General features: G+C 42.8%; 28 protein-coding genes, 1 pseudogene and 1 riboswitch. Of the genes and pseudogenes, 4 read left to right on the top strand and 25 right to left on the bottom strand.

Annotation, left to right across the window (positions count from 1 at the left end; all coding sequences use genetic code 11):
• Window positions 1-20 precede the first annotated feature (20 nt).
• Complete coding sequence (locus tag ABID27_RS00760) at window positions 21-560, top strand: biotin transporter BioY (protein WP_354279565.1); 540 nt, start codon at window positions 21-23, stop codon at window positions 558-560.
• Between the two features lie 33 nt (window positions 561-593).
• Here ABID27_RS00760 and ABID27_RS00755 read toward each other — a convergent pair whose 3' ends face one another.
• Window positions 594-809, bottom strand: coding sequence for a YdbC family protein (locus ABID27_RS00755; protein ID WP_253362549.1), 216 nt, complete (start codon window positions 807-809; stop codon window positions 594-596).
• 89 nt (window positions 810-898) lie between these two features.
• On the opposite strand from ABID27_RS00755, the gene ABID27_RS00750 reads away from it, so the two are divergent.
• A complete protein-coding gene (locus ABID27_RS00750) occupies window positions 899-1,237 on the top strand; it encodes a hypothetical protein (RefSeq protein WP_253362547.1) in 339 nt (112 codons plus the stop codon).
• A 275-nt stretch (window positions 1,238-1,512) separates the two neighbouring features.
• Here ABID27_RS00750 and ABID27_RS00745 read toward each other — a convergent pair whose 3' ends face one another.
• Together ABID27_RS00745 and ABID27_RS00740 are read right to left on the bottom strand one after the other, a co-directional pair.
• Window positions 1,513-2,802 (bottom strand): peptidase U32 family protein, encoded by a 1,290-nt coding sequence (locus ABID27_RS00745; RefSeq protein WP_354279562.1) that lies wholly within the window; start codon window positions 2,800-2,802, stop codon window positions 1,513-1,515.
• A gap of 235 nt (window positions 2,803-3,037) precedes the next feature.
• On the bottom strand, window positions 3,038-3,967 hold the full coding sequence (locus ABID27_RS00740) for a peptidase U32 family protein (protein ID WP_253362542.1): 930 nt from the start codon (window positions 3,965-3,967) through the stop codon (window positions 3,038-3,040).
• A 166-nt stretch (window positions 3,968-4,133) separates the two neighbouring features.
• Between ABID27_RS00740 and ABID27_RS00735 the strand changes: the two genes are divergently transcribed.
• Window positions 4,134-4,445: a DUF3270 domain-containing protein gene (locus ABID27_RS00735; protein WP_253362540.1), complete on the top strand. Its 312-nt coding sequence runs from the start codon at window positions 4,134-4,136 to the stop codon at window positions 4,443-4,445.
• 145 nt (window positions 4,446-4,590) lie between these two features.
• On the opposite strand, the pseudogene ABID27_RS00730 reads toward ABID27_RS00735, so the two are convergent.
• From ABID27_RS00730 to ABID27_RS00640, 19 genes and pseudogenes are all read right to left on the bottom strand, one after another.
• A pseudogene (locus ABID27_RS00730) lies at window positions 4,591-4,878 on the bottom strand (YtxH domain-containing protein); the annotation flags it as partial.
• Window positions 4,871-5,272 carry a DUF948 domain-containing protein gene (locus tag ABID27_RS00725; RefSeq protein ID WP_301282789.1) on the bottom strand — a complete coding sequence of 134 codons (402 nt, stop codon included), beginning with the start codon at window positions 5,270-5,272 and terminating at the stop codon, window positions 4,871-4,873. The gene ABID27_RS00725 and the pseudogene ABID27_RS00730, both read right to left, overlap by 8 nt.
• Complete coding sequence (lgt, locus tag ABID27_RS00720; RefSeq protein ID WP_253362534.1) at window positions 5,272-6,060, bottom strand: prolipoprotein diacylglyceryl transferase; 789 nt, start codon at window positions 6,058-6,060, stop codon at window positions 5,272-5,274. The genes ABID27_RS00725 and lgt overlap by 1 nt, the downstream gene beginning before the upstream one ends.
• Window positions 6,060-6,998, bottom strand: a complete 939-nt coding sequence (hprK, locus tag ABID27_RS00715; RefSeq protein WP_354279559.1) for an HPr(Ser) kinase/phosphatase — start codon at window positions 6,996-6,998, stop codon at window positions 6,060-6,062. Before hprK ends, lgt begins: the two co-directional genes overlap by 1 nt.
• Window positions 6,999-7,521: 523 nt before the next feature.
• The gene (locus tag ABID27_RS00710; RefSeq protein WP_354279557.1) at window positions 7,522-8,436 is read right to left on the bottom strand and encodes an L-lactate dehydrogenase; all 915 of its coding nucleotides are present in this window, start codon (window positions 8,434-8,436) and stop codon (window positions 7,522-7,524) included.
• Between the two features lie 95 nt (window positions 8,437-8,531).
• Complete coding sequence (dltD, locus tag ABID27_RS00705; RefSeq protein WP_253362527.1) at window positions 8,532-9,806, bottom strand: D-alanyl-lipoteichoic acid biosynthesis protein DltD; 1,275 nt, start codon at window positions 9,804-9,806, stop codon at window positions 8,532-8,534.
• Window positions 9,799-10,038, bottom strand: a complete 240-nt coding sequence (gene dltC / locus ABID27_RS00700) for a D-alanine--poly(phosphoribitol) ligase subunit DltC (protein ID WP_354279555.1) — start codon at window positions 10,036-10,038, stop codon at window positions 9,799-9,801. The genes dltD and dltC overlap by 8 nt, the downstream gene beginning before the upstream one ends.
• Window positions 10,039-10,059: 21 nt before the next feature.
• Window positions 10,060-11,313 (bottom strand): D-alanyl-lipoteichoic acid biosynthesis protein DltB, encoded by a 1,254-nt coding sequence (dltB, locus tag ABID27_RS00695; RefSeq protein ID WP_354279553.1) that lies wholly within the window; start codon window positions 11,311-11,313, stop codon window positions 10,060-10,062.
• The gene (gene dltA, locus ABID27_RS00690) at window positions 11,313-12,848 is read right to left on the bottom strand and encodes a D-alanine--poly(phosphoribitol) ligase subunit DltA (RefSeq protein WP_435533062.1); all 1,536 of its coding nucleotides are present in this window, start codon (window positions 12,846-12,848) and stop codon (window positions 11,313-11,315) included. The genes dltB and dltA overlap by 1 nt, the downstream gene beginning before the upstream one ends.
• 11 nt (window positions 12,849-12,859) lie before the next feature.
• Window positions 12,860-12,982: a teichoic acid D-Ala incorporation-associated protein DltX gene (locus ABID27_RS00685; protein ID WP_253362521.1), complete on the bottom strand. Its 123-nt coding sequence runs from the start codon at window positions 12,980-12,982 to the stop codon at window positions 12,860-12,862.
• Between the two features lie 24 nt (window positions 12,983-13,006).
• Window positions 13,007-14,167, bottom strand: coding sequence for a sensor histidine kinase (locus tag ABID27_RS00680; protein ID WP_354279551.1), 1,161 nt, complete (start codon window positions 14,165-14,167; stop codon window positions 13,007-13,009).
• Window positions 14,164-14,841 (bottom strand): response regulator transcription factor, encoded by a 678-nt coding sequence (locus ABID27_RS00675; protein WP_354279549.1) that lies wholly within the window; start codon window positions 14,839-14,841, stop codon window positions 14,164-14,166. Before ABID27_RS00675 ends, ABID27_RS00680 begins: the two co-directional genes overlap by 4 nt.
• A 117-nt stretch (window positions 14,842-14,958) precedes the next feature.
• Window positions 14,959-15,459, bottom strand: a complete 501-nt coding sequence (locus ABID27_RS00670) for an NUDIX domain-containing protein (RefSeq protein ID WP_354279547.1) — start codon at window positions 15,457-15,459, stop codon at window positions 14,959-14,961.
• Entirely contained in the window at window positions 15,460-15,714 is a 255-nt protein-coding gene (locus ABID27_RS00665) for a PspC domain-containing protein (RefSeq protein WP_253362513.1), read from the bottom strand.
• On the bottom strand, window positions 15,698-16,465 hold the full coding sequence (locus ABID27_RS00660) for a hypothetical protein (RefSeq protein ID WP_253362511.1): 768 nt from the start codon (window positions 16,463-16,465) through the stop codon (window positions 15,698-15,700). The genes ABID27_RS00665 and ABID27_RS00660 overlap by 17 nt, the downstream gene beginning before the upstream one ends.
• Window positions 16,466-16,534: 69 nt before the next feature.
• Window positions 16,535-16,972 carry a SprT family protein gene (locus ABID27_RS00655; RefSeq protein WP_354279544.1) on the bottom strand — a complete coding sequence of 146 codons (438 nt, stop codon included), beginning with the start codon at window positions 16,970-16,972 and terminating at the stop codon, window positions 16,535-16,537.
• Window positions 16,959-19,085, bottom strand: a complete 2,127-nt coding sequence (locus ABID27_RS00650; protein WP_354279542.1) for a Tex family protein — start codon at window positions 19,083-19,085, stop codon at window positions 16,959-16,961. Before ABID27_RS00650 ends, ABID27_RS00655 begins: the two co-directional genes overlap by 14 nt.
• Before the next feature lie 77 nt (window positions 19,086-19,162).
• Window positions 19,163-20,032 carry a GRP family sugar transporter gene (locus ABID27_RS00645; RefSeq protein ID WP_354279540.1) on the bottom strand — a complete coding sequence of 290 codons (870 nt, stop codon included), beginning with the start codon at window positions 20,030-20,032 and terminating at the stop codon, window positions 19,163-19,165.
• A gap of 151 nt (window positions 20,033-20,183) precedes the next feature.
• Entirely contained in the window at window positions 20,184-20,699 is a 516-nt protein-coding gene (locus tag ABID27_RS00640) for a QueT transporter family protein (protein ID WP_253362503.1), read from the bottom strand.
• Window positions 20,697-20,797, bottom strand: a riboswitch (PreQ1 riboswitch). (Overlaps the previous gene by 3 nt.)
• 28 nt (window positions 20,798-20,825) lie before the next feature.
• Between ABID27_RS00640 and ABID27_RS00635 the strand changes: the two genes are divergently transcribed.
• Complete coding sequence (locus ABID27_RS00635; RefSeq protein ID WP_253362502.1) at window positions 20,826-21,260, top strand: GtrA family protein; 435 nt, start codon at window positions 20,826-20,828, stop codon at window positions 21,258-21,260.
• A gap of 27 nt (window positions 21,261-21,287) precedes the next feature.
• On the opposite strand, the gene ABID27_RS00630 is transcribed toward ABID27_RS00635, so the two are convergent.
• From ABID27_RS00630 to ABID27_RS00620, 3 genes are read right to left on the bottom strand one after another with little or no spacing between them, the layout of a single operon-like run.
• A complete protein-coding gene (locus ABID27_RS00630) occupies window positions 21,288-21,995 on the bottom strand; it encodes a B3/B4 domain-containing protein (protein ID WP_354279537.1) in 708 nt (235 codons plus the stop codon).
• A 12-nt stretch (window positions 21,996-22,007) separates the two neighbouring features.
• Entirely contained in the window at window positions 22,008-22,454 is a 447-nt protein-coding gene (locus tag ABID27_RS00625; protein WP_253362500.1) for a MarR family winged helix-turn-helix transcriptional regulator, read from the bottom strand.
• A 57-nt stretch (window positions 22,455-22,511) separates the two neighbouring features.
• Entirely contained in the window at window positions 22,512-23,450 is a 939-nt protein-coding gene (locus ABID27_RS00620; protein ID WP_253362499.1) for a YihY/virulence factor BrkB family protein, read from the bottom strand.
• Window positions 23,451-23,471: the final 21 nt, after the last annotated feature.

Below are 23,471 nucleotides of genomic sequence, written 5' to 3'. Positions count from 1 at the left end.
AAAAATAAACGAGGTAACAAATGAAACAGACACAACTTCAACAACTGGTCTACATCGCTCTTGCAGTCGCATTACTAATCACACTATCCCAGATTACCATTGCCATTGGTCCCGTTCCATTTACGCTACAAACCCTTGCAGTCGGTCTGATTGCTAGTTTATTCCCTTGGAGACTAGCCCTGTCATCCGTCGGACTGTACCTGCTCCTTGGTGGCATCGGTTTGCCAGTATTTGCTGGATTTTCAGGGGGCATGACCAGTCTATTTGTAGCCCCAACAGCAGGATTTTTATGGGGATTTCTGACCTACGCACTCATCACCAGTCTACTCACACAGCGACATACAGGATTGGTCCAAGTATTTGCTGCCAATCTGCTAGGAGTTGCCTCTTGCTTCATCCTCGGCGTCCTCTTTTTCAAATTTAACTTAGGAACCAGCTGGAGCAAAACAGTGGCGCTTACCTGCCTGCCATTTCTCCTACCAGAAATCTGCAAAATCAGTTTGATTTGCCTGGCACAGCGCTCTCTTCAGCCAATTTTGAAAAATAAAGGTTGGAAATAAGAAGTAAAAAAGCTAGGAAATCCTCCTAGCTTTTTATTTTCCAGCAAATGCATCCAGCATGACTTGAAATTCTTCGTTTGAAAGGGTAATTCCTTTCCCCATCTTGGTATGGTCTGGGCTCCAGGTACGGATATCGTACTTGGCCGGTGCACCGTTAAAGGAAACGCGATTGAGTTCCTTGGTCCAACCCTTATCGTTTTCAGATAGGACCAACAATTTTTCTTCGATTTCAAATGTAAATTCTGCCATATTTTCCTCCTAACTATCTATTCGTAGACACTTGTCTTTTTTGAAAAAATTCGCTAAGATTATTGTATCAAGGATGAAAGGATTTTACCATGAAAAAGTTCATTGAGCCTCTATTGGATCAGATGAAGGTATTTTTAGGAACGAAAACAGCTCCGACACCCATTAGTGACCAAGAAGAACTGGAAGCGGTTCTGTTGCAAACGATTGAAACAGCCATCCACCAACACACAGCTGTTCATGTCATTTATGGACAAAAGAAAAGTTTTACTGGTGAAATTGTCAAATTTGATAGAGAACGAAAGCACTTGGTCATGAAAAATTTCTCTAAGAATATGGGAAGCATTATTCACCTGAATGAAATCAAACGCATTTCCCCCGTCCCAGAACCTATTCGAAAATCACAAAAGAGTGTGGGACAAAAATCGTGATTTCGCAGAAATCGATTTTGTTGACACTTGCCCTGCAAGTTCCATTTCTAGCTTAAAAACGTCTCCCAGACCTTTTTAACCCACCACCGCACAGTTGGCTAGCTTCAAAGATTCGGGATAACCTTTGAAGGTTGGAGACAAGGCTAACAAAGTTAGCCTCGAATATTCGAAATTACTTGCATAGCAAGAAATAAGAACATTCAGTCAACCCCTGCGTCAAACTGTTAAAATTACAAAAAAATAAGAACCTGGGACCTTCGTCCCAGGTTCTTATTTTATGCACGAACGGTTACGGCTTTTCCGTCTTCTTGGTAGAGGTTGATAAGGCCGGACTTGCAGGCACGCACCATGTCCCCTGGGAAGACTTCTTGTGGCAGGGTAATGGTCAACAATTCCATTGGGCGGTTAGCACGGTCTGTCAAGTTGCCATCTGAATCACGCAAATCTTGGATTTTTGTTTCAAAATGGCGGAAACCTGGTCCGTAGAACTCTACTTGATCGCCTTCGTTGATGACATTGCGCTGGCGAATTGTTGCCGTCATAGTTGCCTTGTCAAATGCAACAACTTCTGCGATGAACTTGTACTCAGGAATCTTACGGCGTGCACCGAAAAGTTGCTCGTTTTCTGTTGGCGCATTGTAGTAGAAACCAGTTGCCAATTCGCGTTGGGCTACTTTCCACATTTCGTCAATCAAATCTTGCTTGATGGCTTCAAATTTTTCTGGGCTCTCCAAGTAAGCATCAACAGCAGCCTTGTAGCAATTTGTCACTGTGGATACATAGTGGACAGATTTCATACGGCCCTCGATTTTCAAGCTATCAACGCCGTTTTCAATCATGTCAGGAATATGATCAATCATACACATATCAACGGCAGACATAGAAAATTCTTCTGGAACTTGTCCTTTGATTGAACGACGTTCCTCACCAAACGGCAAGTCATAAAGATTGTATTTCCAACGACAAGATTGCGAACAGCCACCACGGTTGGCATCACGGTTACTCATGTGATTAGACAAAACGCAGCGTCCTGAGTAAGAAATACACATAGCTCCATGGACAAAGGCTTCAATTTCTACGCTGGTACGCTTGCGAATTTCTGCCAATTCTTCCATGGTCACTTCACGCGCTAAAACGACACGGGTCAAGCCCAATTCTTTCCAGAACTCGAATGTTTCATAGTTGGTTGATGAGGCTTGGGTTGAAAGGTGAATTTCCAAACCAGGCGCTTCTGTTGCACAAATCATGATCAAGGCTGGATCTGATACAATGACCGCATCCAAACCCATATCACGTAACTCACGGAACCAGGCACCGGCACCTGACTCATTTCCTTCGTGGGTTACCATGTTGGCGGCCACATAGACCTTGGCACCGCGGGCATGGGCATAGTCAATCCCTTCTTTCATTTCCTCCATAGAGAAATTTCCCGCACGGCTACGCAAGCCATAGGCCTGCCCACCAACAAAGACAGCATCAGCACCATAATCAATGGCAACTTTTAATTTTTCCAAAGTCCCAGCAGGTGACAAAACCTCAGGACGTTTTAACGTTTCATTTGACATGTTTTCATTCTTTCTATTTACAAGATAGGTGGAATTTTACGACGTCTATTCTTTTACTTTGAAATCAAGGAAAAGAATAAACTAGTGCAATCATTAGGAAAAGTCCTCTAGGATTTTCCGTAGCGAAAAAAGCTTCTGCACTTTCGCTTATGATTGCCAAGATAGTTGAATAATTTCGACGATTGTTACATGACCATGTCCTGTTTAATAGTAACTTCATGATCCGTAATGGTTTTTATTTGACTTTGTTACGATCGTATTCGTAGAAGCCCGTGTCTAGTCCACGCTCTTTCGGGTGGAATTTACGGATTTGCTCATCCAATACAAAGGCTTGGTCTAAGCTAAATTCTCCTTTTTCCATCAAATCACGTGCTTGAACAAAGCGTTTGGCGATTTCAACAAAGTTTTGACCTGGACAAAGAACGCCGTCTAGTTTCCAATTACGGTAACCGTGCGCATCCAGCTCCAACAGCTTGGTCATCATATCAATATCATTGTTGATAAAAATATGGGTACCATGCTTGTCCTCAAAAATCGAGTAATGGCTGTCTGGGTCTGTCGGCTCCGCAAGGAAAAGACCTCGCTCTTTTGACTTGTCTGTCTCATCCGCTTTTGTAAAATTGTAGTAATTTTGTAACAAAGAACGTTTTGAGTGGTGGATAACGGAAGCACCGTAGACCAACACCTCGGCTGGCATTTCCAAATTTTCAGCGATATCAAAGAGCTCTTCAGATGGAATTTCGCGGGCAAGTACTGCTTCAACAGCACCATGCTCTTTCCAGAAGTTAATCTGACGGCTAGAGGTTACAAAGACAGATGTATCATAAATCAATTTGAAATTGTAACCATCGCGTTTATTGATATAAAAGACACCTGCATCTCCCACTACCAAATAATCCACTTGAATTTCCTTCATCAATTCCATGAATGGCTTGATATTGTCCATCATATCTTGGTGCATAAGGGCGTTGGCCGCCACTGTCAGCTCCTTTCCTGCTGCATGCACAAGTTGGGCAATTTCACGCAATTCATCATATGAAAAAGTTGTAGGCAGACGCAGTGCGTAATCCGATTCTCCTACATAAATCCGGTCAACACCTGCTGCCAACAAATCTTTGACTTGTTCAACGCTTTCAGCAGTTGCTGTAATTGTAATTTTTTTCATGAACACTATTATATCAAATTCCAACATCGGATTTAAGAGGGAACAAAAATTTAATGTTCAGACTTTTCTCATCTTAAAAACGGATTTTGTAACATTTTTGTAACATTCTTGTTACATAAGGAAAGCATTATTATGATATTATTGTAAAGCATTAAAAGGAGACGATATGGCACTTAGACAATATCGGCCTGACCAGTTTGAAGAGTATATCCCGCAAGAGAAACAGGCTAGTTACCAAGAGTATCAAGAAAGAAATACCCGAAAAGAGCAATTGAAAGAAGTCCTTTTTTTCATTAATATTGCTATTTTTAGTATCTTGACTGTAATTTCAGCCTACATCTATCTGTCACTTGACATTCCTGCCTTCTTTGCCTTTATTTTGGCAACGGCTACAGGACTTTTGGGTCTGAAATTGGTTCAAAAAGGGCTAAAAGCAAATTATAAACGACTACAACAAAAAAAACGAGACCGGAGATAAACTCCAGCTCTCTTTTTTTATTTTACAGATTGATTTCAATATCGTCTTGAACAACTTTTTCTTCCTGAAGCACTTCGATTGTTTCTGATTCTGCAAATTTTTCTTTAACTTGATCAATTTTCTCTAAAGACTGGTCCTTGAGGGCCAGGGCTTTTTCTTTTCCTGACTGGATCAAGTCATCCACTGTCAACTCACCTGTTTCCAACTGCGTTTTTACGTGGTCAAATTTGCTAACAACTTGTTGACCCAAATCTTGTGCTTTGTTAACCAAGTCTTCATTGATTTCGTCGTGATTTTCTTGGTAATCTTTGGCAAAACTAGTTACTTTATTCTTAACGACTTTACCTGTTTCAGATGCTAAGAAAACTGCTACTGCTGCACCACCTGCTGCTCCTAAAAGGAGACTTGTGAACATACTTGTCTTTTTAGCCATTATCTTTTTTTCCTTTCTTCAAAAGAGATGACACCACGCTCAATGCCGAGAGAGCTGTGCCTGCTTTGACTGTACTTTGTCCAGCACTTTTAGCTTTAACGGTCAAACTCCGAGCAGACGAGTTCAAGTCTGAAACAGAGGTCGACAAGTCAGCTACTGCTGTAAAGAGTGGGTCTAAAGTATTCACCTTACCGTTCACGTCTTCAACTAAAACATTTGTTTTGGCTAAGAGTTCATTGGTTTGGTAAAGAGTGACATTCAAATCACTGGTCAATACTTTTAAGGTTTGTTGTGCTTCATCCGTGACATTAGATATTTTTTTCAATAGTAAAATGACATAAACAGCCATTGCCACAAAGGCTAAAGCAATCAATAATACTGCAATTTCAATCATCATAAAACTCCTTTTCTTGTGTAGTAGGGGATAGACTTATCTCTACGACGATAGGCTAGCAATCCAAGACCGAGAACAATCATAGCTGCTGAAAGCCATTGGGAAACGCGTAATCCGCCGAGCATGAGACTGTCCGTCCGCATGCCTTCGATGACAAACCGACCAAGACCATACCAAATGAGGTAAAAGAAGGTAATCTCCCCTTGTTTCAAAAGGTTTGGTTTCCGTCTCAAGATGATGATGAGGATGAATCCAAGGAAGTTCCACAGAGACTCATAGAGAAAAGTCGGTACTCGGTAACTACTTTCGATATACATCTGGTCACGGATAAAAGCTGGAAGATAGTCCAAACTTTTAACTGCTTTCCCATAGGCCTCTTGGTTAAAGAAATTTCCCCAGCGACCAATAGCTTGCGCAATCATCACAGGTGGTACTGTGATATCTAAAAAATCCCAAGTATCAATAAAACGATGACGTGTAAAGAGGACCAAACAAATCAAACCCGTAATCAATCCGCCATAGATGGCAATCCCACCATGCCAGATGGCAAAAATCTCACCAAGATTGTCCTTATAATCCGACCATGAAAAGATAACATAGTAGATACGCGCCCCAATAATCGATAAAGGAAAGGCAATCAGGATAAAATCTAGAATATCATCTGACAAGATTTTCTTACGCGGTGCTTCTTTAGAAGCAAGGTATACAGCTAAAATCAAACCCGATACAATACAGATAGCATACCAACGAATGGCAATCGGTCCTAACTGGATAGCAATTGGATTCATTAGTCTGCCTCCGCTTCCGTATTCTTCTCGATGAGAGCTGTCAAGCGGTGTTCAAATGTTTTTGTCGCATCAAATCCCATGAGTTTAGCACGGTAATTCATAGCTGCTGCTTCAATCACAACAGAGATATTACGACCGGTTTTAACTGGGATACGGATTTGTGGAATGGTAATTCCTGCGATTTCAATCGTGTCGCCACCATTTCCAAGACGGTCAAAAACTTTTCCTGTTTCGTAATTTTCAAGATAAACCGCCAATTGAACTTCTGATGATTCCTTGACTGCACTTGCCCCGTAGAGACTCATAATATCAATAATCCCAACACCACGAATTTCCAAAAGATGGCGTAAAATTTCAGCTGGCTCACCCCACAAGGTAACATCGTCCTTGGCAAAGACATCTACTCGGTCATCTGCGACGATGCGGTGTCCACGTTTAACCAATTCCAGACCAGTCTCGCTCTTACCAATACCAGAATCCCCCTGAATCAAGACACCCATACCATAAATATCCATCAGCACTCCATGGACACTGGTCCGTTGCGCCAAGCGCGAATCCAAGAAAGAAGAGATCTCTCCTGAAAGTCGGCTAGTGGCCGTTGTTCCACTTAGAATAGCGATGCCTTTTTCCTTGGCAGCTTGGTACATTTCTTCTGGAATTTCCAAACCACGCGCCACGATGACAACCGGTGTCTCCGGCTGAAACATTCTTCGTAGAACTGAATAACGGTTATGCGACGTCATTGACATGAGATAGGACCATTCCTTCATCCCAATCAATTGAATCCGCTCTGGTGAATAATAATCAAAATAACCTGTCATTTCAAGACCTGGACGAGAAATATCTGCTGTTGAGACGATTTTTTCTAAGAGTTCGTCCGTGCCGTAGGCACATTCAACGCGCACATGTTTCATCAAATCCTTGACTAAAACTGTCATACACTACCTCCATTTTCCTATTACTTTATTATAACATAGTTCAAGTCAAATTGTGAAAATCCAAGGAAGCGTTTACGAAAAAACTGGAAAATCACTGTCTGACGATAGGGTAATTTTCCTAACCTAAAACCGAATACAATTTAATCCATCAAGGGATTAGGATATTTCATTTTCGATACATATTGACTACACGGTGCAACAACACATTTCATCTCCGATATACATTGACTACACGGTGCATCAATACATTTCAGCTTCGATATGCGTTGACTCCACGATGCATCATTGCATTTCATCTCCGATATGCGTTGACTCCCGAGGGGAACAGCACTTTTCCTATCAAATATACCTTATCCCCTCAGGGGACAGACAATTTCAGATTCAACCTACAGCAATCCCTCAAAGAATTAAGGCATTCGTGTCAAAGAATAGGAGGTCCTCTTTGGGAACCAATCTGTTTTAACTACCAAATCCATCATTCTTCCAAGGAAACAAAAAAGCTGGAAGAAATCTCTTCTCAGCTTTACAAACTTTCTGCTAATTTTTTCTGAATAAAGGTAGCCGACGCTGCTAATTTTTCTTCTTCTTCAGCTGTTAACTGCAACTTAACCTGCTCAATAATCCCTTCACGTCCCACAATGGCTGGGTAGCCCAGATAGGTTTCTAAAGGTTGGTAATAGGTTGATACAGGCAACTCTTCTCGGCTATCTGACACGACTGCCAAAGCTAAGCGAATCGCAGCTGAAGCAATTCCATAACTGGTATACTTCTTGCCGTAGAAGACGCGATGACCTCCAACGATTGATTCGTGGGTCAATTCTTCTAAAATAGAATCCTCCACCAAGTCCGAAATGGCTTGTCCCTTGATGCGTACTTGACTCCAAGCTGTAAATTGGGAATTGCCATGTTCTCCCAAGTTGTAACCTGATACACTTCGCGCATCAATGCCAAAATATTGACCAACTGCTCGCTTCATTCGTGCTGTATCTAGCAAAGTCCCTGTCCCAATAACTTTCTCCTTGGGCAGACCTGTATAATGCTGGTAAAGGCTGGTCACTACATCAACTGGATTGGAAATAACAATCAAGACGCCATGGAAACCAGATTCTTTCAACTGCGCAGCTACGATTGGTACCTGGCTAGCTGTGAAGCGCAATTCTGCAAAGCGGTCTGCATCTGGATTGTCCTGAAGGGCAATATCTCCCAAGGCAGAAATTACCACATCTGCATCTGCCAAGGCCGTATAATCGTTGAGAATGAAGTTGGCATGGTGAGGAAGATTAGCTGCTGCATCTTCAAAATCTCCAGCATCTGCTAATAACTTTTTCTCATTCGTATCTATCAAGACATAGTCATCAAAAGCTCCTTGAGCGACTAAACCGTGGGCCAGTGTTGACCCAACATGTCCCATTCCAATGATTCCGACTTTTCTAACCATAAATGTCTCCTCAGTTTTTTTGTCTATTATACACCTTCTACTAAAAAAAGAAAACGGCTTCTAGTCACTTATTGGATAAGTCACTAAAAACTGTTTTACTTTTGTTCTGCACTAAATTTGTCTGGTTGTCCAGAGTAAGCCGCCCATGATTTTTGTAAAAAGGCATCATTGAGCTGGTAATGTGGTTGCGCCTGCTCGTTTGTCAAAAATGGAGCAACATGTTTGTCCATCTCCAACCAGCCATTCCAGCCCAAGTGAATAGTATCCTGCATGAAGTACGGTTTGTCGCCTTCCTGAGACAGGTCAGCAATATTGGTAAAACCTTGGCTTTGTAGCTGGTATTTGATTTTTTCCACTGACTTAGCATACATGGCTGGGCTCAATCCTGAAAAGCGAGCCCATTTTCCATTGACCGGTGGAATGACAAAAAGGACGTTAGTGTTTGATTCGGCAAATTCTTTTAGAACCAACTGTAGGTCTGTGTATTCTGGAGATGAGAGGTAAGAGAAATGTTTCTGTGCCCCTTTCAACTCTTTCAGCCGAGAACCGATTCGTTGGCGATAAAATTCATTTTTTATGCCGAATTGATTGTTGCCTGTTTCTGACTGGGCAATCAGTGTCGCAAGATCAGATAGTTTGTCATAAGAAAATTCATTTGGCAGGACTGCCTTTTGCTTCTCAAATGATCGACTACTGAAGCGTTCTGGTGCAAATGCATCAAAAAAATAATCTTCCTTTTTCAGCACATACGCTTGCGTAGCAAGCCAAGCCTTATCCGCTTGGCTGAGTTCTTGACCCTTGGCTACCTTTTCGACAAGAGCACGATTGGAATTTTCTGGATAAAGTTTTAAGAGACGACGAGCCGCTACTTGGTCATAGGCTCCCCCAGTTTGCTCCTGGAGGAAAGAGACCAACTGACCATTACTAAAGTAGGACTGAAAGGCTCCCTTGCCGCTTCCACCTTTGACAAACCATTGTGGCGAAATGACGTAGACAGCCTTCTTATCTTTCAAGGCATATTCCATCTGTTGCATGCTAAAGTAATGACTGATGGAAGCTGATCCACTCTGTCCCAGCAAAAATGGTGTATAGGAACGATGGTATTTTTCTGCTAAAATTGCTGGATGAAAGGGATCCATGCGCAACCATTCACTCGAACCAAAAAATGGCACGAAATTTTTATCAGGATCACTGAGCGCACGCTCTTTTTGGAGACGGCTTTTGAAAACCGTCTTGGCCAGAGAATAAGCATCCGCCTTCTCCCGCGCCTCATCATGGTGAATCTTGGTTGGCGTCAGCAGCAACAAAACCACGATCAAACCGGATGCGCAGACCAAGGGCCCCAAAATCTTCCATAGACGCTTACGCATTGCGAAGCTCCGTCACACCATCGATAATTTTATGAACAGTATTCCAGTCATCGCGACCAAATTCAGAAACTGGAATGCTGATATCAAAGTGACCTTCCAATTCAACGATCAACTCAACCGTTGCCATACTGTCCAATACACCCGCATCAAAGAGGTCTTCGTCCAGCATTTCTGAAACGTCCTCCATAAATAAGTCTTGGAAAATTTCTAAAATTTCTTCTTTAATGTTCATAGCATTACTCCTTTATATGATTTATTTAATGACCTTTGGAAACCAGAGAATATCTAGGAATCCTGAGAAAATGAGGAAGGAAATCATGACCACATGGAAAGTGATAAAAATTCCTGCAGCCTGCGTCCATTTGTTGTCCGGTAAGAGTGGAAGTCCCAGAGCTTTGCGCTCTTGATTGATGCGTTTTTTCTTACGAAGCCAGGCATCGTTAGCAACCAGTCCCAACCCATGAAAGAGACCATAAGCGATATAATACCACGTCACTCCATGCCAGAAGCCCATCAATAGCATATTGACCAGATAGGCGACACTGGATGTGGTATTCCGATTTTTGAAAACTTTATGTTTGACCAGCATTTTTACCAAGCGCATGAAGACGAAATCTCGGAACCAGAAGGACAAACTCATATGCCAACGATTCCAAAATTCCTTCAAATCACGTGACTTAAAGGGTTGGTCAAAGTTGATCGGACTCTTAATCCCCATCAAATTAGAAATAGCCAATGCAAACAGGGTATAGCCTGCAAAGTCAAAGAACAAATCCAGACCAAAGACGTACATAAGGCCAATGGTTGGAAGATTGAGAATACCACCTTTTTGCAGAGCCATTTCTCTCAAAGGCGACAAGAGGACTTGCCCCAAGATATAAGACAAAATGAATTTGTAGGCAAAGCCCTTCATGAGGTACTGTACTGCCTTTTCCAGCATGTTGAGCAATTCTTCCCGCTCTGGAATCGTCTGATAATCCTCATCAAAGCGTTTGAAGCGGTCAATCGGTCCGCTGGTAAAGGTTGGGAAAAAGAGTAAGAAACGAAGGCATTGCCACAAACTAAATTCTTTCAAGGTCCCATCGCGCATCTCGATAATCATTCCCACCGTCCGAAAAGTGATGTAGGAAATCCCTAGAAATCCAAAGAGGGATTTGTGTTCCAAGATAAGGGGAGAGACTTTGACAAAGGCTAGAGGCAGGACAGACAGAACCGTCCAGAGATAAAAGACAAGGCTGTTATTGGCTTTTTTCCTGTAAAACTTATAAGACCAAATCAAGGCCAGCTGCCACATCATAAATTTGACGAGGGAAACTAGCTGGTCTGAGGTCTTTCCAGTCAGCATGAGCAAGAGAAAGACAAAGCTAAACAGTGCTTCATAAACTGGAAATCGTTTTTTAAAGAATAGGCCGATAAAGATAGGAAGGACACCGATAATGACGTAGAGAAAGTATTGTGGATTGCCGTAGGCATCCAAATGCGGTAACTGTGCCAAAAACTGTTCCATTAAGAATTCACCTCAGCCATGAGTCCTTTGATATCGATTTTGCCATTTGGTGTCAATGGTAATTCCTCACGGTAGAAGAATTTGGATGGCATCATGTAGTCCATCATGATGTCTTTCAAGTCTTCTTTGATAGCTTTTGTGATGTCCAATTCTCGGTCAAATTGCTCGGCAACTCCTTCTTTCAAGAGGACATAGGCTAATAGATTTTGTACTTTGTGGTCCTTGTTGTAGCGCGGAACAGCTACTGCTGACTTGATATACTGAGACTTATTCAAATTCTGAGAAACGTCTTCTAACTCGATACGGTATCCGTTGAATTTAATTTGGAAATCCATTCGACCGCCATATAGGAGCAAGCCCTCGTCGGTCATTCGTCCCAAGTCACCCGTATGATAGGCAGGCAGACCTTGAAACTCAAAGAAGGCTTCTGCTGTTTTTTCAGGGTTATTGAGGTAACCTTTTGAAACGGCTGGTCCTGCGATGATGATTTCTCCCTGCTCGCCGTTAGGAAGCACATTGCCATCTTCATCAATGACAAAGGTCGGTGAGTCAGCCTTGGTGTAGCCAATTGGCAAACGGTCACAAGTTTCTAACATGTCATCTGTAATGGCTACTGCTGACAAAGCAACTGTCGCCTCCGTTGGGCCATAGGCATTGATAATACGAGCTTGTGGGAAACGCTGACGCAATTTTTGAGCTGTCTTGACTGTCAACTCTTCCCCATCAAAATAGAAATGAGTCAAGTTTGGCAGATTTTCCACGTTAAAGTCTGGCGACAAGAGGGCCATATCTGCAAATGACGGAGTTGACGTCCAGATACCGATTGGTAGGGTTAAAATAGTCTCAAAGAGTTGCTTGAAATCACCGATAACTTCTTTAGGTAGAGCATACAATGTGCCTCCCATTGCCAAGGTCGGTGCCCAGTACATAACGGACAAGTCAAATGAATAAGGTGGCTGCGCCAACATCTGTGGGCGTTCTGGAACCGCAAATTCCTTATCTGTAATCATCCAGTCAGTAAAGCTCAAAAGATTGTCATGCGAAATCTGAACGCCCTTTGGTTTACCAGTTGTCCCAGAGGTAAAGATGATATAGTAATTGTCATCGCCTTTAACAGGATGAGTCAGTTCATAGGTTACTTTTTCTTGGAAAATTGTTTGCACCTGCTCCAGTGTCACAAGGGGACAAGCAGGATTTTCCAATGGAAATTCACCAATGGCTACAATCAAACTTGGCTGTGCGATTTCTACGATCGCTTCGATGCGATCAAGTGCTGAATGCTGGTCAACTGGAATGTAGGCATGTCCCGACTTGGTCAAGCCGACAAAGGTTGCCAACATTTCATACTCTTGCCCACCAAAGACCAAAACTGGGGACTTTTCTGGCAATTCTTGCTGGTCAATGTAAGCTGCAAAAGCATCCGAATGCGCCTTCAAATCAGCATAAGTATGTACCTGACCCAAAATATCATAAACAGGAAACTCTCCCTGTACCGCAGCAAAATGCTCTATTTGTTCAATCATATCTCGTAACACAAGATTACCTCCTAAAATTCATTGTAGATGAAGTTACCCTGACCATGTCCCAGGTAACTATAAAAATAAACCAATACTAGTAATATGACAAAATACAGGGCTGTTTTTGCCATAAATTTCCAAAAATCACTCATGCTTCATTCCCTTTTCTAACTGCATTAAGCAAGTGGTAAATCTACCTGGATAAAAAATTGTCCGTCAGCTTGTTCCACTGTGATTGTGCCTCTGTGCTGGGCTACAATGGCCTTGGCAATAGCTAGTCCCAAACCAAAACTTTCTGCTTGATGGTGCGATTCCTCCGCCTGATAAAAGCGATTGAAAAGATTGCTCATGACCTCTTGAGGATAGGGGTAGGCCTGATTTGCCACCACAATCCGCACCTTTTTCTTTTTCAGTGCTAGGCTCACATCAATGGAACTACCTGATTTTGAATGCTTGATGGCATTGTCCAGGAGAATCGCTAACAATTGCTTCAACTGCGATTCTTCTCCCTTGACCAGCACATCTGCAAGGATATTCTCAGAAATCACTTTCCCTTCTTCAAAAGCCAAACTTTCGTAGGTCAGAAGCATCTCCTCACAAATGGCTGACAGATTGCACTGACTACCGCTAGACGGAAGCGGAGTCGTCTCTAGACGTGTGAGCCCCAACAACTGCTGTACCAAGCCTTCCATGCGTTTGGATTCGGAAATGATGTGCCCTAAATAGCGACTGTCCGCACCTTCATTTTTTAAGACTTGGGCATTGGCCTGAATAGCTGCGATGGGCGTTTTCAACTCATGGCTCGCATCCGAGACAAATTGCTTCTCACGCGCTAGGGCGTCCTGAGCTGGCTTGACGATAAAACGGGATAGATAGAGGCTGACGCCACTCAGAAGAAGAAAGCCAAAGATGGCAAAGGTTCCTTCCAAAATGTACTGACCCAGATTGTCCTTGTAAGAAGTCGTATCTAGGAAGGCTAGACTAATCTGCCCATCTTTACTCTCTTTAATGGCGTAAATGTAATCTTGATATTTCCGAGTCTTCTTGCCTTTTTTCAGCATTTTTTGACTGAGAATCTCGACCTCGTCATTAGACAAGAGCGTGTTGTTCAGCTGAACCTTGCTTGGTTGATTGGGCGGAATGGTCACCAAGGCTAGCTCCTCATCATTGGGGCTGGTCAGGTATTGATTGCTAGCAACCAGTCGGACTAGGCGGTAATTATCCATCTTGTCCCAAAATTGACTGTAGTAATGGTTAACCGCCAATAGCAAGACAACGACGACCGTCAGAAGCGACATGGTCACGATGACAAATTGTTTTCGTAAACGGGCAATCATTTCTCTGCCTCTTTCATCGAATACCCCAGACCACGTGTCGCCTTGATTTCCACATTGGCTTTCAAGAAGCGCAATTTCTTACGAATAAAGGTCATAAAGACTTCTAATTGGTTGTATTCTGAATCATCCATTGGCCCCCAAACCTTGGTAATCAGCTGCTCTTTTGAGAGCACTTGGTTGGGATGGTGGAAGAATATTTCCATCAAGAGAAATTCTTTATTGGAAAGCGTCATTTTCCCTTCTGAAGACATCAACTCCCGACTGTCCGTCTTGAGCGTCAGATTGCCCATACTGAGTAAATTCGCCTGCTGATTGACCGATTGACGGACCTGCACACGGACTCGCGCCAGTAATTCATCCACTTCAAATGGCTTTGTAATGTAATCATTGGCTCCCTGATCCAGTCCAGTAACCTTATCATCAAGTTGCGAACGGGCTGTCAGGCAAATAACTGGCACATCAATATCCAGGGCGCGTGCCTTTCTAAGAACAGACAAGCCATCTAGCTTGGGCAACATGAGGTCCAAGAGTACCAAGTCATAGACTGCACTAATGATCTCATCCAGACCAGACTCCCCATCAAAAGCCAAACTGACTTGATAACCTTCCCTTTCCAAAATAGCCTTCAAAGCCTCTGCGATGCTTCTTTCATCTTCGACTACTAAAATCTTCATGCATTACTCCTATTTTCTACACACTAGTCTATCACAGCTAGATTGAAAAAACATTGAAAAACCGATACTAGTTTCCGTGTGTAAAAAATGACAGTTTTCCATAGAAAAAGACCCTAGTTATTTGTCGGCCAAATACGCTAGAATCTGTTCTTTTTGATTGGTAAAAACCTGATGTGTTTGTAAAAATTGTGGCACTTCTGCCTCCTTTACCCAGACATGTTGGTCTGTTTCCGATGCTTGGTAAGCTACCTCTTTTCCACCAAAAACCTTGGCCAGATAGACGGCAAAGTGCGTCCGGTGTTCTTCTTCTGTAAAGTTAAAGAGGGATTTCAACTCACTAGCCTCTAAACCAGTTTCTTCCTTCAATTCACGAGTGGCGGCTTCTTCTGCAGATTCATCCAAGAGAACAGAACCTCCAGCCCCAGCCTCAAAGTAGAGAGGAAAATGAGATTTTTGCGGTGATCGACGAACGAAGAGCCAATCTCCGTCTTCATGGCAAACCCAGACATTAACTGCCAAATGATAAAGGTCAGCCTCTGTCGGCCATGTGGCACGGTCTAAGATGCGACCTTCTAGAAGATTTCCCTCCTTATCAAAAGCATTCCATAGCTCAGTCATCTATAACTTCTCCGCATCTTTACGCTTGCGTGGCCCAGTGCCAAAACGTTCTGCATCCACATCCTCTTTGTAAGGAAGTAAGACTGCTGCCAGTACATAGGCTGCTAAGGCGACTAGCCCCAATCCTCTAAACAGAACCACAATAGCTACAAAAATCCCCCGCGTAATCCAGACATCCCAGTTAAAACGACTAGCGACTGCTGCTAGCACTCCTGAGATAATTTTCCCTCTTTTTTGCTTATAAAATCCGTACATGTTTCATTCCTTTCAAACTGAGTTGACCGTCCAAAGTCATCATTTTCACCTGCAAGGGATAGTGTCCCTCTTGCTGATAGGTAAAGGGACTGATTTGAGACTTGCGATTGACCCAAACCTTGCCTGTCCGACTTTCTATCTTTCCATTGAAGCCTTGATTCTTGGCTAATTGCAACTGCACATTAGCATGGCAGAAGGCAAGTGATAGGTGCTGTGAAAACTTCCCTTGTGCTGCCAAACGGATATCCTGTTGTTTTTTATCCGTCTGACTATAGATTGAAATATCCTCAAAAGGAAGGTAATCTAAGCGCGCATCGGCCTGTCCCAAGTCCAAATCCAAAATAGACATCCATTTTTCAGGAAGGGAAATGGTGACCTGACACGGGAAACGACTATCGAAATACAGTCGCTCTTCTTCAATGAAAATCTTTGGCAAATCCTCTTCTTCTACTTGTTGTGGATAGACGATGCGGACAGCACAGTCGTTTTTCTTATGCTTTAGAAATTGGATTCGTCCTTCTGTCAGACGAATCTTCATGGATTCAATGGCTGAGAAAGTAAATTCTTGCTTGAGTTTGCTAGATGAAAAAACTTTAAAATGCGGCAAGGTAAAGCCCAATTTCGCCTTTTCTTCAATGAACAAAAAATCACTATCCGCATTGAGTTCCAAAAAACAAGCCTTGGCTTCTTCCTTGGTCAGCACTCCTTTTTCATACAGCTCCAAGACACGTCTTTCTTGCTCTTGTCCCATGTTTTCACCTCAATTCTCATATAGTATAGCAAGGACTAGCCCAAAAGAAATCAGCCCAAGGACTGATTTCTATGTTTTTACTAGAAAGAGCCGGCCTCGACACTTTCCGCAGCGGTATTTTTCCACATTTATCCGTCTCTTTCGCTGGTAGACTTGCCCGCAATCTCGGCAGCTGTAAAAAAGCAAGGACGCATTTTCCTGGGCAAGACTTGGCGCATAGCGCAGACCGTCCACTGCTGACAGAAGATCTTTAAATTCCTTGTCTCCATGCTTGTAGCCCTTTTTCTCAAAATAGAGGTGGTAATGACAGAGCTCATGACGGACAATCTTCCGAAAGATTTCCAAGCCAAATTGGTCAAGGATTTTCCGATTAAAATCCAGATGTCCGTCCTTTGGGAAAAATCGTCCACCTGTTGAGCGCAAGCGATTGTTCCAAAAAGCCTCATGAGAAAACTCTTTTCCAAAGTCTTCTCTGGAAACTTCTCTTACATAATCAGTGAGATTCACGAGGAGCCACCAAGCTTAGGTTAACCTTTTCACGTTCTGTGTCTAGTTTATGTACCCAAACTGTTACCAAGTCACCAACAGACACCACTTGACTAGGGTGTTTGATAAAGTTTTTACTCATATTGGAGATATGGATTAGGCCGTCTTCATGAATGCCAATATCAACAAAGGCACCAAAGTCAACAACATTTCGGACAACGCCTTCTAGTTTTTGTCCAATCTGCAAATCGTTAAAGTCCAGCACATCTTGTCTGAGAACTGGCGCAGCAAATTCGTCCCGCAAATCACGACCCGGTTTCAACAAATCAGCGACAATATCTTTGAGCGTTTCTTGACCGATATTGATTTTTTCAGCTGTTTGTGCAATATTAAGAGCCTTCAACTGCGGTGTCGCTTCTGCCAAATCGTTAGCTCCTAAAAGGGTAAATAAGTCCTGAACAGCTTGGTAAGACTCTGGGTGTACGCCAGTATTGTCCAAGAAGTTCGGTGCGTCTGGAATACGCAAGAAACCTGCTGCCTGTTCAAAAGCTTTGTCTCCCAAACGAGGTACTTTTTTCAACTGTGCACGTGAAGTCAAGACCCCATTTTCCTCACGGAAAGCCACGATATTTTCGGAAATGGTTTTGTTGAGTCCAGCCACATGCGCCAGCAAGGATGGGCTAGCTGTATTGACATTGACACCAACTTGGTTAACCACGGTATCCACTACAAAGTCCAAGCCTTCTGATAATTTCTTCTGATTAACATCGTGCTGGTATTGACCGACACCGATAGATTTGGGATCAATTTTCACCAATTCTGCCAACGGATCCTGAAGACGTCGGGCAATCGAGATAGCTGAACGTTTTTCAACCGTCAAATCAGGAAATTCATAACGGGCCAACTCAGATGCTGAGTAGACAGAAGCCCCACTTTCGTTGACGATGACGTAGGACACTTCTGGGAAATCTTGCAAAATCTCCGCCACAAAAGCTTCTGATTCACGACTAGCTGTTCCGTTTCCGATGGCAATGATTTCCACACCGTACTGGCTAATCAAGTCTGCCAAGTCAATCTTGGCTTGAGCAATTTGAGCATTAGAAGCTGGTTTTACAGGATGAATCACTTGCGTTGTGAGGAGTTTTCCAGTCTGGTCTACCACTGCCAACTTAGCCCCCGTACGAAAGGCTGGGTCAAAGCCCAAGACCATTTTTCCACGAAGAGGCGGTACCAACAGCAAGTTACGAAGATTTTCAGAGAAGAGGGCAATGGCTCCTTCTTCTGCTACTTCTGTCAATTCAGCCCGCACACGGCGTTCCATGGCAGGAATGATTTTCTTTTTGAGGGCTTGGTTGATGGGCTCTGCAATATAGGCATTTTTCTGTGGAAAACGCACTTCGAAGAAACGAACCATCTTGTCCAAATTATGCTCAAAACTCACTTTCAAGGCACCAATACTCTCTCCACGATTGAGAGCCAAAGTCCGATAGCCTTGCATTTTCGCTACTTTTTCAGAAAAGTCATAGTAAATCTGGAAAGTCCGCTTCTCATCGGCTGCTTGGTCTTTTAATTGGGACAGCAAGCTCGAATTGGCTGTTATTTCATGGTAAACCCATGCACGCAATTTGGTATCTTCTGAAATAGCTTCTACCAAGATATCCACAGCTCCAGCCAGACAGTCTTTTCCTGTCGCAAAGCCTTCTGCTACAAAGTTCTCAGCCTGCGCTTCTAGGTCAGCTACGTTTTGCAAGATCAAGCGAGCCAGTGGAAATAGTCCTGCTTCACGCGCAATCGTTGCCCTTGTCCGACGTTTTTCCTTATAAGGCAGGTAGAGTTCTTCCACATCTGCCAATTTTTCAGCTTCTTCAATTGCTTGACGCAAGGCATCCGTTAATTTTCCCTGCTCCTCAATCTTAGCCAAAACCGTTTGCTTACGGTCTGCCAAGGCTGTCAGAGACTTATCCAAATCAATGATTGACTTGATAACCACCTCATCTAGATTTCCCGTTGCCTCCTTACGGTAACGAGCGATGAAAGGGATAGTATTGCCTTCTGCTGTCAAACTCAAGACAGTATCAATTTGTTTTAGTGATACGCCCAAATCCTGAGCGATTTTCATGTATTTCTTATCCATAGTCTCTATTATAGCACATGTAAACCCTTTTTTTGACGAAAAAAAGAGACCTGTTACCAAGTCTCTCTTGCGATTTACTAATAGGTTTTGACAATGCCTAACAACACTGCACCTGCAACAAAGCAAGCAATCCCAATCAATACCCAGCGCATTTCTTTTTTGGTTTTTGTTTCACCCAAGAAAAGAATACCACCGATGATAGAGATAATCACGCCCAATTGTGAAAAGCTAAATGCAATGGCCAGACCAGCTTTTGCAGCAGCAAGCAGCATGAAGATATTTCCGATTCCCCACAACAGACCGACCGAACCATTTTTGATGACAAGAATGTCCAAATCCACCTTAAATGACATAAACAGCAAGGCACCTAATACCATTCCGATAGCCATTGGTAAAATAACTGCCAACGCTTCAAATTTCATGATATTGTTAAACAAGACAGCGTAAGATACATAGCCCACTGTCGAGTAAGCAAGAGCACGAAATCCTTTTGGCAAATCAACAGAACGGCCTACTTGATTGTCATCAGACTGGTCCTGCTTACTTGAGAAGTAAAAACCGATGACCAACAAGGCAAGGGCACTCATCCCAAGTACGAACTGCATTGGTTTTGTCCATTCATGGAACAAAAAGGCACCAACTAGACTACCAAGAACCAATTGAGCCCCACTTGAAAGTGGACCTGCAATCGATACCCCAACGTGTTTCATCGCTTGAAATTGACCAGATTGACCAACGGACCAAAGGATACCTCCAATAATCCCAAATACCCAGAGCTGCCAAGTCATCTCTGGACGAACAACCAACCAAACCACAAAGGCAAAAGCTAAGGCACCTAGTGTCATACCAAATGTCTGTTGTGTTGGCTTCCCTCCAATTTTATTGCTTGCAAATCCAATGCTCCCCCAAGCAAACATGGGAATGAGCGCTAATATGATTCCTTCCATATTTTCCTCCTAAATAATAAATTGTCGTCAAAGCAAACGAAACACTATTGTACCTAATTTTGGGGCAAATTTCAAGATGTTGAACAAACTGTTTTTTATATGTCAAAAAACAAAAAAAAGCACCAAACGGTGCTGCCTCCCAAAATCTAGTTTACTTTGTAAAATCAATACGTTGGCTAATTTTTTCAATCAACCAAGCTCCTACTAAGAGCGAAGCAAATTCACCAATAGCTGTTGTAAACCAAGTCAAAAAGAACGGTGCTTCTGCAATTACTTTCAATTCTAGGGCGATGGTAAACATAGACAAAGAAAAGAAAATTGAGAAATAAACGAAAGCTTTGTTAAAGAAACCATTAAACAATCGCTCCTTCTTGTACTTGCCAAACAAAATCACACCAAGTGTCACAAAAAGAAGGGTAGAGCCTCCGCCAACAAAGACATCGATGACGCCAAAACTGTAGAGATTTGCAATCATGCAGCCAATGGTCAAACCGGCAATATACTTACGATTGTAAAAAGCCAAGAAATTCAGCATTTCTGAAATACGGAATTGATAAGCTCCATAGGCAATAGCATTAAGAGGGGGAGTCACTGTCAAAATGACATAGACAGCAGCCACGAGTGCAACCTGTGCTACATCACGCACAGACCATTTACTTGTATTCATTTGTTATCTCCTTTAACGGCTAAACCGCTTATAATATGCTTGGCTAAAGGGAGGAAGTGCCAAGGGTTGCTAGCTTGCAACCTGATAAGTATAGCATATTTAGCGGAAAAATGATAGACTATCAATATGAAAACAATTAAAAAAATACTGACAAACGAAGTCTTTCTCTATCTAGTCTTTGGCGTTGCGACCACACTGGTCTACATGGTAACAAGACTTGTCCTATTCGCTCTTATCCCCCACACGCTAACTGTTGTCTTTCTATCAAACTGTGTGGCTATTCTATTTGCCTTTGTCACCAACGATAAAATTGTCTTTCGCCAAGAAAGTGCTGGCTGGTTCCCACGACTGGTCAAGTTTGTCTCAGCCCGAATCACAACACTGCTTCTCGATATGTTTCTTGCATGGCTTTTGGTGGATACCTTCCCTCACATCATCGGACAGTTTGTCAACCAAGACATCAAACTCGTCAATGCAGTGGCTACCCTCATTTCTCAAGTGTTGGTTATCGTTCTCAATTACGTTTTGAGTAAATTATTTGTTTTTAAGGAGAAAAAATAATCGATTAGTTTTCCAATCGCTTTTATTTTATACCGTCGTTTCTGGATTTTCAGCTGTCAGGTGGGCAATCTCTCCTATCACACCAAAATAATCTGCTACTAGCGCTTGCAAGGCTAGAACAGCCTCATTGGCACGGGCAATTTGTACCGCATTGATGGCTTCAATGACCAGAATAGCATCCTTGGTTTCTTCTGTCAGCATGGTCCGCTGCGCCTCACGCCAGTTCAGATTACGGCAGATGGCACCTTCTTGGTCATAATAGATGATTTCTTCTGGCAAAGCTGGGGCATCTTCTTCTGCTCCGAGCGGGAAAAAGGCTTCGCCTCCCTTGGCTTTACCCAAATGAAGCGCCCCTTGAATCTTATCCACATCTTCACCACCACAAGGCAAGCCACAGGAAAGCGAAATGCTATTATAAAGGTCTACCAATGGATTAATCGGATGGAATTCTCGTCCCTGGCTTACCCGTTTCAAGAGCGCTTCAATGGAAGAACGCGCGCCTTTTTTTGTTTTAAATTTTGTAAAAGCCTCACGCCATTCCTTGATAACATCATTCTCCGTAAAGCTATCTTCTTGGATAAAGGCTTGCGCTTTTTGAGCTGCATCTGTTAAAATCCCTTGAAAATACGGATCCTTGCTCTCATCCACATGATTGTCTAACCCTTTCACGGATAAGACGGATATCTGTGCATCTGGAAAAACATCCCAAAAACTTTGGTCAACAACAACTTTCATGTCGATACTCCTTTAATAATTTCTTTTTTTACCCTGTTTGACATCGTTCCAATCCTGAACGATATTTTCACGTACCTTGGTCAATAAACGCTCCAACTCCTCGACCTCTACTGGACTCAAGCCTGTTAAGCAACGCGCTTCCGAATACGCATGCTCTTTCTGCAAAACTTGATAGAGCTGCTGCCCTTTTTCAGTCGCATAGAGGTGCTTATTTTTTCGATTGCCTGCTGCAGTCTGTCGAACGACCAGGCCACTTTTTTCCAGCTTTTGCACCGACCGAGCAACTGTTGAACGGTCTACCGTCAGCATCTCAGACAATTCTTCCTGAATAATCCCCGGATAGTCACAGATACGAACAAGATAGAGGTATTGCCCCTTGGCCAAATCCATCTCTCGAAATTCAATGTTGGCAATGGAATCCAAGCTACGCGCAATCACACCAATTTCTCCAATAATCATAAGACCTCCTTTGATTTATTATAGCATTTTTACTTGTAAGTGCAACAAAAAAGAGGATTACTCCTCATTTTCTTCTATAGGTTCGATTGAGTTGAAACGTGTTTTAATCCGATTTAAAATCGAAACGACATCCCCATGCCGGGTATAAAACTCATCCACATGCATGCTTTGGACCGTGGCATTTAGCACCGCCCCGATAATCAAGATATTGGCCATAAAGACAAACCACAGCATCAGCACCAAAATCACCACCGAGGTGACAAAACGAAAGTCTAGTAATCTAGCCGCATAGGAATCCAGATAGAGCCCAAAGAGCTGGCCAACCGACCCCATGACTATCATGACAAAAACAACTCCCGGCAAGATATAGCGAATTTTCTTGACACGTACATTTGGTAAAAAGAAATAAAGCATGACCAAGGCCAAAAATAGGGAAATGTAAACCACTGGCTCTGTACGATTGACCAACTTCAAGAAGAAATCATCGTTAAAATCTAGAGCCTTATGCAGTTTTTGCAAAACTGTATTACCGAAGGCCACCATGATCACACTCAAGGTCAAAATCAACTGCAGGCCGATTCCCAAAAAGACACCAACGATTCGACTCACAATGAAGTCGCGATGTTTTCCAACGCCATAAGCCTTGTTAAAGGCCTTCTGCAGGGCATCCATACTTTTTGAAATAGTCCAAAGTGTCGTCGCAATCGAAATTCCCAACCAAGAGGATGACGGCTTAGTTAAAATTGAGACAACCATATTGGCAGCTGTCGGATACAATTTTTCGGGGAAGAGTTCCTTCATAAAGACCAAAATCTGGTCCACATCAAAATTAAGATAGGGCAACAGATTGGCCATGGTCATCAAAATCGGAAAGACTGAGACGATGAGGTAGTAGGCAACCGCTACACTTGTCAAATCAATCTCTGATCCCATATAAAAAGAAAAAAGAGAAGTAAAGAAGCGTTTGAAGCGGTTTTCTTTCAAGCGTTTTTTCATATTCTCCTCCTTTTCTTATTC

The organism is Streptococcus gallinaceus (genome assembly GCF_040545695.1).
Lineage (GTDB): Bacteria > Bacillota > Bacilli > Lactobacillales > Streptococcaceae > Streptococcus > Streptococcus gallinaceus.
The sequence above is the reverse complement of the archived record's forward strand: the minus strand, read 5'-3'. Positions and strand labels throughout refer to the sequence as shown.

Coding starts and splice junctions, on each gene's coding strand:
- ABID27_RS00680 (WP_354279551.1), bottom strand. CDS start 14,167: ATGATTGCCCGTTTACGAAAACAATTTGTCATCGTGACCATGTCGCTT.
- ABID27_RS00670 (WP_354279547.1), bottom strand. CDS start 15,459: ATGACTGAGCTATGGAATGCTTTTGATAAGGAGGGAAATCTTCTAGAA.
- dltB (WP_354279553.1), bottom strand. CDS start 11,313: ATGGAACAGTTTTTGGCACAGTTACCGCATTTGGATGCCTACGGCAAT.
- ABID27_RS00665 (WP_253362513.1), bottom strand. CDS start 15,714: ATGTACGGATTTTATAAGCAAAAAAGAGGGAAAATTATCTCAGGAGTG.
- ABID27_RS00755 (WP_253362549.1), bottom strand. CDS start 809: ATGGCAGAATTTACATTTGAAATCGAAGAAAAATTGTTGGTCCTATCT.
- ABID27_RS00620 (WP_253362499.1), bottom strand. CDS start 23,450: ATGAAAAAACGCTTGAAAGAAAACCGCTTCAAACGCTTCTTTACTTCT.
- ABID27_RS00675 (WP_354279549.1), bottom strand. CDS start 14,841: ATGAAGATTTTAGTAGTCGAAGATGAAAGAAGCATCGCAGAGGCTTTG.
- ABID27_RS00640 (WP_253362503.1), bottom strand. CDS start 20,699: ATGAATACAAGTAAATGGTCTGTGCGTGATGTAGCACAGGTTGCACTC.
- ABID27_RS00735 (WP_253362540.1), top strand. CDS start 4,134: ATGGCACTTAGACAATATCGGCCTGACCAGTTTGAAGAGTATATCCCG.
- ABID27_RS00645 (WP_354279540.1), bottom strand. CDS start 20,032: ATGGAAGGAATCATATTAGCGCTCATTCCCATGTTTGCTTGGGGGAGC.
- ABID27_RS00745 (WP_354279562.1), bottom strand. CDS start 2,802: ATGTCAAATGAAACGTTAAAACGTCCTGAGGTTTTGTCACCTGCTGGG.
- ABID27_RS00685 (WP_253362521.1), bottom strand. CDS start 12,982: ATGAGTGATTTTTGGAAATTTATGGCAAAAACAGCCCTGTATTTTGTC.
- ABID27_RS00710 (WP_354279557.1), bottom strand. CDS start 8,436: ATGGTTAGAAAAGTCGGAATCATTGGAATGGGACATGTTGGGTCAACA.
- ABID27_RS00635 (WP_253362502.1), top strand. CDS start 20,826: ATGAAAACAATTAAAAAAATACTGACAAACGAAGTCTTTCTCTATCTA.
- dltD (WP_253362527.1), bottom strand. CDS start 9,806: ATGCGTAAGCGTCTATGGAAGATTTTGGGGCCCTTGGTCTGCGCATCC.
- lgt (WP_253362534.1), bottom strand. CDS start 6,060: ATGAATCCAATTGCTATCCAGTTAGGACCGATTGCCATTCGTTGGTAT.
- ABID27_RS00650 (WP_354279542.1), bottom strand. CDS start 19,085: ATGGATAAGAAATACATGAAAATCGCTCAGGATTTGGGCGTATCACTA.
- ABID27_RS00740 (WP_253362542.1), bottom strand. CDS start 3,967: ATGAAAAAAATTACAATTACAGCAACTGCTGAAAGCGTTGAACAAGTC.
- ABID27_RS00725 (WP_301282789.1), bottom strand. CDS start 5,272: ATGATTGAAATTGCAGTATTATTGATTGCTTTAGCCTTTGTGGCAATG.
- ABID27_RS00760 (WP_354279565.1), top strand. CDS start 21: ATGAAACAGACACAACTTCAACAACTGGTCTACATCGCTCTTGCAGTC.
- dltC (WP_354279555.1), bottom strand. CDS start 10,038: ATGAACATTAAAGAAGAAATTTTAGAAATTTTCCAAGACTTATTTATG.
- hprK (WP_354279559.1), bottom strand. CDS start 6,998: ATGACAGTTTTAGTCAAGGATTTGATGAAACATGTGCGCGTTGAATGT.
- ABID27_RS00630 (WP_354279537.1), bottom strand. CDS start 21,995: ATGAAAGTTGTTGTTGACCAAAGTTTTTGGGATGTTTTTCCAGATGCA.
- ABID27_RS00660 (WP_253362511.1), bottom strand. CDS start 16,465: ATGGGACAAGAGCAAGAAAGACGTGTCTTGGAGCTGTATGAAAAAGGA.
- ABID27_RS00625 (WP_253362500.1), bottom strand. CDS start 22,454: ATGATTATTGGAGAAATTGGTGTGATTGCGCGTAGCTTGGATTCCATT.
- ABID27_RS00750 (WP_253362547.1), top strand. CDS start 899: ATGAAAAAGTTCATTGAGCCTCTATTGGATCAGATGAAGGTATTTTTA.